Source organism: Streptomyces sp. KR55, from assembly GCF_052245645.1.
Lineage (GTDB): Bacteria > Actinomycetota > Actinomycetes > Streptomycetales > Streptomycetaceae > Streptomyces > Streptomyces flavusporus.
This window is the reverse complement of record NZ_JBQQCE010000702.1, coordinates 1-3522: the sequence shown is the minus strand read 5'-3', so window position 1 is coordinate 3522 and position 3522 is coordinate 1. Positions and strand designations below refer to the sequence as shown.

The window sequence follows — 3522 nt, the reverse complement described above, 5'->3', positions numbered from 1 at the left end:
CGGTCAGACACGCGTACAACTCGTCCCGGAAGCGTCACGCTTCCGGGACGAGTTGTACGCGTGTCTGCCCGTGCGGGGCGATGAGCTGTTCGAGCTGGCGGACGCGGTGCTGTGTGCTCCGGGTGCGGTGCACTCGGCGGTGGAGCTGACGTTGCTGCCCGAGCACCGGCGTGGGCATGGCGCTATGTACGACGGCCTCAACCAGGGCCGGATCGACAGCGGCCGGCTGCGGTCGCTGCTGGCCGGCCTGCCGCTGCCCCGCTTCCCGGACGGGCGCCTGGTGCTGGCGGTAGACGTCTCGCCGTGGCTGCGATCAGACGCGCCGTGTTCGCCGGAGCGGCTGTTCTGCCACGTCTACGGCCGGGCCAAGACGGCTTCGCAGTTCATTCCGGGCTGGCCGTACTCGTTCGTCGCGGTGCTGGAGATGGGTGCCACGTCCTGGACACAGATTCTGGACGCGGTCAGGCTTGGCCCAGCCGACGATGCCACCGCGGTCACCGCCGCCCAGCTCCGCGATGTCGTCGAACGGCTCGTCGCGGCAGGCCAGTGGGCGCCGGGCGAGCCGGACATCACCATCGTGACCGACGCCGGCTACGACGTCACCCGCCTGGCCTGGGTCCTGCAGGACCTGCCTGTCGAGCTGGTCGGCCGCGTCCGCGGCGACCGTGTGATGCGGCTGCCGAAGCCGCCGCGCGTCTACGACCCGAAGGGCGGCCGGCCGCCGAAGCACGGGCCGGAGTTCCGCTTCGCCAAGCCTGAGACCTGGCCCGAGCCCGCCGTCACCACCCACACCGCCACCGCGAACTACGGCAAGGCCGTCACGCAGGCGTGGGACCGGGTCCACCCCCGGCTGACCCACCGGGCTGCCTGGCTGGACCATGAGGGCGAACTCCCTCTGATCGAGGGGACGTTGATTCGGCTGGAGGTCGAGCACCTGTCGAAGGACCGGGCGGCCCCGGCGGTGTGGTTGTGGTCCTCGAAGACCGGCGCCGACTACGCGGACGTCGGCCGGGCCTGGCAGGCGTTCCTGCGACGCTTCGATCTGGAGCACACGTTTCGGCTGTTCAAACAGACGCTGGGCTGGACCCGGCCTCGGCTTCGGGAACCGGAGGCGGCGGACCGGTGGACGTGGCTGATCATCGCCGCCTACACCCAGCTCCGGCTTGCTCGTCCGGTCACCCGCGACCTGCGGCATCCCTGGGAGAAGCCGGCGGCACCGCACCGGCTCACACCCGCGAGAGTCCGGCGGACGTTTCGGAACCTCCGCCAGCACATGCCCTGCCCCGCCAGGGCACCGAAACCCCACCGGCCCGGCCCTGGACGGCCGCCCGGCACCCCGAACAGGCACCGGGCACCCCGCTACGACGTGGGCAAAACCGTCCGCCGCGAGAAGACACTTATCGCCCTACAACGGTTGAAAGGTTAAAGAACAAGGTCAGTGCCTGTGTCTGAACTTCTCGGGTGGCCCACCGGGCCCGGCCGTCGGTCGTGCCCTCCGCACGGACGGTCGCGATTCCCTCCGCTCAGCGAGCCCGGACAGCGTCCCGGACAAGACGCTGGCCAGGCCGGACAAGCAACGACTGTCCGGGACAGCCACAAACTGTTGCTCCGGCTCCGCCAATGTCGGCAAGCTCGATGCCGCAAGGAATCAGTGCCTGTTTCTGATCCCGAGAAGGCGTGCGTACAGGCGGCTCAGCGGCGGCGAACATGCGCATGCGGCAGCGCTGCCTCGAGGCATGGTCCGATCAAGGTAGCGAATCGGGTGCGCATGGGCTGCCACCAGCGGATTCAAGGTTTGTGACAGGTTTCGGCAGCCCGGCCGTGCACGGTCGTTCCACCACCGATCGGCGGGGGCTGGCCGTGTGGAATCGTCGCCACTGACGTCGACCAGTGGTTGCAACTCAGACAACTCTCAACTCTAGGGAGACGACATGGGGCGCAAGCGCGCAGTCATGGTGGTCGGGGCACTGACGGCTGCTGTCGCCATGCTGGGACAGGGCGTCACGCAGGCCGACCCCACCAGCCGCACGACCAGTTTGACACTGGCGGGACAGGCGGCTTCTGCGGTTGCCGAAGAAGCCGTCGAGTGTGGCATTACCGCACCCGATAACGATCAAAAAGAGTACGGATACTACTTCGAGCAGAGGGTCTACCTTCGCACTGGCCCAGCATGGGTGTGCGGCACAGACGACTTCACTCCCACGCCTAACAACCTCGTCGATTACCACTGTTGGGCCCGCGGCGACGGTACTACGTGGACGTATTTGCGCACAGCGACGTCAAAGTATGGCTGGGTTTGGGACAGCTATCTGCAGGACGGTGGCTCCCACGTGCAGTGCCCGGCTTGGTTGCAGCCATCTGTTCGGTGACGGTAGCCACCGTCTCAGCTCGAGGGGGGAGCCAGCTGGCTGCCCCTCTCGGCTTCAGCTTGACTCTGTCGTGGATCTTGCAGGCGTCGAGGCCAGCCGCTGAGGCCCGCCAAGACTTCAGTCGAGGAGGCGACGTGATGGCTTCGATCTGTTTGGCGGCGGAGTGCGGAAGGAGATCCGGCTTGCCGCCGCCGAAACGATCCAGCAGGTCGAAGGCATCGGCACCGAGAAGGCCCCGTCCATCGTCGCCGAAATCGCCGAACCCGCCCCGCTCATCGACAAACTCGCCGCCGCCGGGATGAACATGACCGAACCCGGCGCCACGCCGTCGGACACCCGCGAGCAGGGCGCCGATGCCGCCGACGGGGCAACCCCGGCAGCGAGCGGGCCACTGACGGGAATGACGGTCGTGGTCACCGGTGCGATGACCGGCGCGCTGGAAAAGCTCAGCCGCAACCAGATGAACGAGGTCATCGAACGCGCCGGGGGCCGCTCCTCCTCCAGCGTCTCCAAGAAGACCACCCTGGTGGTCGCCGGAGAAGGCGCGGGGTCCAAGCGTGCCAAGACCGAAACCCTCGGCATCCGCCTGGCCACCCCGGACGAATTCGCCGTCCTCATCGCCGACTTCACCGACTGAAGTCAAGAGGCACACGGCTGCGTCAACCCGTTGACGCAGCCGTGTCATTGGCCGGGCACAGACGTTGAGCCAGCGACCGGCTCGTGAGTCAGCCGGCGCCCCCATCCCTGCACCGGCGTAAGGCTGGGGACGCGCATCCGCCGCAGGCGGCTGGGCAGAGGGAGGCCTGGGCGTCATGGCCCTCGATCGGCCCCAGGGCTTCCCTCTGCCCGTACCCCGAAGTCACCCGGCTTCTTTCTGCACACCGTGATGCAAACCCCGAAATCCGGGCTGGCCGAACCTGTCCCGAAGACCCGGGAAGCCATTGATCAGCTCAGCGCGTCTGGCAGTGCAGCAGCCCGACCCCAACCCCACTTCGAAACGGACATCAACTCGCGAACCGCCCTCTCAGTGGGCGTTTAGGTATCGCTTGTGGCACTACGTCGCTCTTGCGGCTGGTGCTCTTTGAGAGAGTTTATGCCCTACGTGGAGCTTCGCGGCCTTCCAGGCTCCGGCCTCGGCGTCCATTTGTTTCGT

General features: G+C 67.4%; 2 protein-coding genes and 1 pseudogene. All 3 read left to right on the top strand.

The window, feature by feature from the left end:
• Window positions 1-52: 52 nt before the first annotated feature.
• Window positions 53-1426: an NF041680 family putative transposase gene (locus ACTWQJ_RS48600; RefSeq protein ID WP_443312768.1), complete on the top strand. Its 1374-nt coding sequence runs from the start codon at window positions 53-55 to the stop codon at window positions 1424-1426.
• Window positions 1427-1931: 505 nt separating this feature from the next.
• Window positions 1932-2369: a hypothetical protein gene (locus tag ACTWQJ_RS48595; protein WP_443312767.1), complete on the top strand. Its 438-nt coding sequence runs from the start codon at window positions 1932-1934 to the stop codon at window positions 2367-2369.
• A gap of 175 nt (window positions 2370-2544) precedes the next feature.
• Window positions 2545-3006 (top strand): annotated as a pseudogene (locus ACTWQJ_RS48590) (BRCT domain-containing protein); the annotation flags it as partial.
• Between the last annotated feature and the right edge of the window lie 516 nt (window positions 3007-3522).